The organism is Streptomyces ossamyceticus, assembly GCF_001418475.1.
Taxonomy (GTDB): domain Bacteria; phylum Actinomycetota; class Actinomycetes; order Streptomycetales; family Streptomycetaceae; genus Streptomyces; species Streptomyces ossamyceticus.
This window is the reverse complement of record NZ_LIQX01000359.1, coordinates 1-3,816: the sequence shown is the minus strand read 5'-3', so window position 1 is coordinate 3,816 and position 3,816 is coordinate 1. Positions and strand designations below refer to the sequence as shown.

Annotated in this window: 5 protein-coding genes; 1 reads left to right on the top strand and 4 read right to left on the bottom strand. The window is 73.6% G+C overall.

Annotation, left to right across the window (positions count from 1 at the left end):
* Nucleotides 1-328: 328 nt before the first annotated feature.
* Nucleotides 329-796, bottom strand: coding sequence for a hypothetical protein (locus tag AOK15_RS25410; protein ID WP_055520681.1), 468 nt, complete (start codon nt 794-796; stop codon nt 329-331).
* A 224-nt stretch (nt 797-1,020) separates the two neighbouring features.
* Nucleotides 1,021-1,557: a DUF4396 domain-containing protein gene (locus AOK15_RS25405; RefSeq protein ID WP_055520680.1), complete on the bottom strand. Its 537-nt coding sequence runs from the start codon at nt 1,555-1,557 to the stop codon at nt 1,021-1,023.
* Nucleotides 1,558-1,756: 199 nt separating this feature from the next.
* Here AOK15_RS25405 and AOK15_RS25400 point away from each other — a divergent pair, with 199 nt between their 5' ends.
* Nucleotides 1,757-2,464 (top strand): DUF5134 domain-containing protein, encoded by a 708-nt coding sequence (locus tag AOK15_RS25400; RefSeq protein WP_055520679.1) that lies wholly within the window; start codon nt 1,757-1,759, stop codon nt 2,462-2,464.
* A 48-nt stretch (nt 2,465-2,512) separates the two neighbouring features.
* Here the strand turns inward: AOK15_RS25400 and AOK15_RS25395 are convergent, their stop codons facing one another.
* Nucleotides 2,513-3,643: a sensor histidine kinase gene (locus tag AOK15_RS25395; RefSeq protein WP_055520678.1), complete on the bottom strand. Its 1,131-nt coding sequence runs from the start codon at nt 3,641-3,643 to the stop codon at nt 2,513-2,515.
* On the bottom strand, nt 3,640-3,816 hold a 177-nt coding region (locus AOK15_RS25390), incomplete at its 5' end, for a response regulator transcription factor (protein WP_167738852.1). The genes AOK15_RS25395 and AOK15_RS25390, both read right to left, overlap by 4 nt.

Sequence of the window (3,816 nt, the reverse complement as noted above, 5' to 3'; positions counted from 1 at the left end):
GGGGTGGCGTCGTCGCGACCTGCGGGGCGTGCCGGGCGCCCGGCGGTGGGGAGGCGTCGGGCGAGGAGCCCGCGCGGCCGAACAGGATCAGGGAGACGATCAGCAGGCCCAGGGCGACCAGTACGGTCATGTTCGGTCGGTTCCCGCGGCGGGTCGGTCCCGGACCGGTGCCGCCGGGGTAGGAGGGATGGGCTGCCATTGGACACCACCTCACAAGGCGCGGCAGCGGAACGGGCGGGGGGCGGGGAGCCGGGCAGCCGGGCCGCCACACGCTGTACGGTGTGACGGCCGCGGCCGCTGTCGGGCCAGGTATCGCGCCGGGCATGGATCAGGCCGCGCTTCCGCCGAGGTTCTTGCGGCGCAGGGCGTACATGCCGGTGCCCGCGACCGCGAGGACCGCCAGCCCGCCGGCGGTCATGCCCGGTGAGGCGAGCGCGCCGCCGCCGGTGTGCATCCCGCCACGCGGCTTGCCGTGGTCGCCCTTCCAGGATTCCTTGTCACTGTCGCCCTTCCACGACTCCTTGCGCCCCTCGTCCTTCTGCTTGTCCTCGGCGCCCCAGGACTTGTCCTCCTTGCCCTCGGGGCTCCACTCGTCGTTCTGGGTGGCGCTCAGGGCGCCACCACCGGTGTGAACGCCGCCCCGCGGGCCTTCGTGCCTGCCGTCCTTGTGGTGCTCCTTGCTGTACCCGTGGTCCCCGCGGTCCCACTCGTCCCCGTCGGCGTAGGCGCCGGGGGCGGTGATGGCGAGGACGGCCGTGGCCGCCGCAGTGGCGAAAAGCATCCGGGCTGAACGCATTTGATGGTCCTTCCGCCATGACCGGGCAGCTGGTGCTTCGTCAGCTGAAGGGACCCGGCCTTGACGTGATCAACCGTCAGTCGATTTTCCGCTCGCCACCACTCGAGGCGCTCAGCCGGGTGAACCCGGCCCTCCGTTCCCCTGCTTGACCACCCGTTCGGCTCCGGCCGCGCCCCCTCGGGCCAACGGGGTGGCCCGAGGGGGCGCGGCGGCGGAAGGGGGAGTCAGTGGTAGGTGTGGACGACGGCGTGGCCCTTGCCGCGGCCGATCATCCACTTGTTGACCGGCGTGGTGATCAGGAACGCGACCGCGAACCCGCCGAGGAGCGCCGACCAGAACAGCCCGTCGGAGAGGTGGGCGTCCATCGCTCCCGGAGTCAGGGCGATGATCACGTTGTCGACCAGCTCCATCACGGCGATGGAGACGGTGTCGGCGGCCAGCGCCACCTTGATCGCACCCCGCAGGTCCAGGCCCGCGCGGAGCACCGCGAACAGGGTGAGGGAGTACCCGAAGAGGAACGCGAGGGCGATGGCCAGCGCCATCGTCGGCGCGTTGCCCCACGCCAGGGCCGTGCCGACCGCCATCCCGAGGATCTCCCCGATGGCGCACCCGGTCAGGCAGTGCAGCGTCGCCCTCACCGCCATGCTCCAGGAGGCTCCGCCGTGCCCGCCGGGAGGCGTCGAGTGGCCGGCGTGCCCCTCGTGTCCCTCGTGTGCGGCGCGGTCGTGCGCGCTGCCGTCTTGGTGAGCGCTGTGGTCCATGACCTGTCATCCCCGTCCTCGTCCGTGGTGGCCCGTCCTCGACACTCCGCACACTATACCCCTGGGGGGTATATAGCGAGAGGTGTGGACGTCCGTGTCGGGCCCTCCCGTCACGCACCCCCGCCCACGCCGATGAGTCGGATCGCCACACCTTACGTACTAAGGAGATACGTAGTGGTCGACGAGTGGCGGTGGCGATGTGACGGGACATCTTCTGGGCTGGACGCTGGTGGTGCTGGGAGCGGGGGCGGCCCTCGGGAACCTCGTCCGGATGGCGCTGGTCGACGGCTGGGCCCGGTTCGAGGCGGGAGCCGAGGTCGCCATGGGCGCGGGCATGGCCGTGATGGCGGCGCCCCCGACGGCCCTGCACTACGGCACGTACGGCCTGTGGTGGGCGGCTGTCTTCGCCGTGTTCTTGGTCGGGGGCGTGGCCCTCTCCGTACGCCACGTCAGGCGGGGCGGGATACGGCAGCTGGGGCACGGGGCGCACCTCGTGATCGGCAGCGCCGCCATGGTGCTCATGACCCTGGCCATGCCCGGCGAGAGCTCCGGACCGACCCTCGCCCTGGGCGCCTCCGGACACGGGCACGGCCACGGGGCGATGGCCGGGATGCAGGGCGCGGGCGGCGGGCACGGGCTGACCGAGGCCGCCGCTTCCTCCGGCTCCGCCGTCCTGTGGCGTGCCGCCTTCTGGGCGCTGGCCGCCTACTTCGTGGTGTTCGTGGCCCTGGCCGTACGGGCCCGTCTGCGCGGCCCGGTCGCGGCAGCCGCGGCGCCCGCCCCGAGGGCCCGTCACCGCCGCGTCGCCCGCACCCCCGCGGTGCTCTCGGCGCCGAACGCCCGCCTGGCCGGTCACATCGGCATGGGCGGCTCGATGGCGACGATGCTGCTGATGATGACTGCGTGACTGCGTGACTGCGTGACTGCGTGACGGCGCGACGGCGCCGGCCGGGGGTCAGGTCGTCGCCTCGGCCGGGAGCTCCAGGCGGAGCGCGTAGCCGCCGTCGGGTGTGGGGCCGGAGGCGACCGTGCCGCCGAGGAGTTCGGCGCGCTGACGCAGGCCGACCAGGCCGTGGTGGGCGCCGGGGAGAGGGAGGGCCGGGCGGGTCGGGGCCGTGTTGGCGACGGTGGCGTGCACGGTGCCGCTCCTGTGCCGGACGTGGATCGTGGCCGTGGCGCCGGGGGCATGCTTGCGGACGTTGGTCAGGGCCTCCTGGACGGTGCGGTACACCGCGCGCTGCACGGCGGGCGGGAGGTCGTCGGGCAGGTCGGTACGCAGCTCGGCCTCGATGCCGCTGGAGTCGACGAGGCGGCGGAGATCGGCCAGGGACGGCTGCGGGGTCAGCTCGGTGGGGCGGCTGCCGGAGGCGCGCAGCACGCTCACCATGTGCCGCAGCTCCTCCAGCGTCTGCACGCTCAGCCGCCGGATGGTGGCCGCCGCGTCCCTCGTCCCGGGGTCCCGGCTGCCGACCTGGAGCGCCCCGGCCCGCACGGCGATCAGGCTGACCTGATGGGACACCACGTCGTGCATCTCACGGGCGAGCTGCGCGCGTTCCCGGGCCAGTACGCCCTGGGCCAGCAGCAGGCGCTCGTGCTCGCGGGCCTCGGAGATCTCGTCGAGCCGCAGCGACAGCTCGCGGCGGGCCTGGACGAGCTGGCCGAGGAAGACGGGGGCGACCCCCGTCGCCACGCTGTAGGTGACCGTGACGAGCGCGGAGCTCTCGTGCGGTTCGAGAAACTCCGGCGCGGGCCACGACCACCAGGTCAGATCGCAGGCGGCGTACGCCAGCGCACACCCGGCCAGCAGGACCCGGTGCCGGGACAGGGACGCGAGGGTGTACAGCGCGGCCAGCGTGGCGAACACCGCGTCGGAGACCAGGGCGGACGGCAGGGCCAACAGGAACGTCAGCGAGGGCAGTCGGCGGCGGGCCGGGAGGACGAGGGCGGCAAGCAGGGCGCAGACCATGCGCAGCGGTTCGTCCGGCGCGAAGTGGATCCGGACGTCCACCAGCGCCGCCGCCACCAGGACGGCGTCCCACAGCACCGCCGGCGGACGGTGCGACCGGACCGCGGGCCACCGCCTCACCCCGCCTCCCCGTCCCGCCGCGCCCGCAGCAGACCGGCGCGCTCGGCGAGCAGGGCCGCCTGGACGCGGTTGCCCACCCCCAGCTTGCCGAGGACGGCGCTGACGTGGTCCTTGACCGTGCCCGTGCTCAGGTTCATCCGCGTGCCGATGCCGGTGTTGGACAGACCCTCGGC

What these genes read in the sequence shown, in the direction of transcription:
- AOK15_RS25410 (WP_055520681.1), bottom strand. Translation starts at nt 796, where the DNA reads ATGCGTTCAGCCCGGATGCTTTTCGCCACTGCGGCGGCCACGGCCGTC.
- AOK15_RS25405 (WP_055520680.1), bottom strand. Translation starts at nt 1,557, where the DNA reads ATGGACCACAGCGCTCACCAAGACGGCAGCGCGCACGACCGCGCCGCA.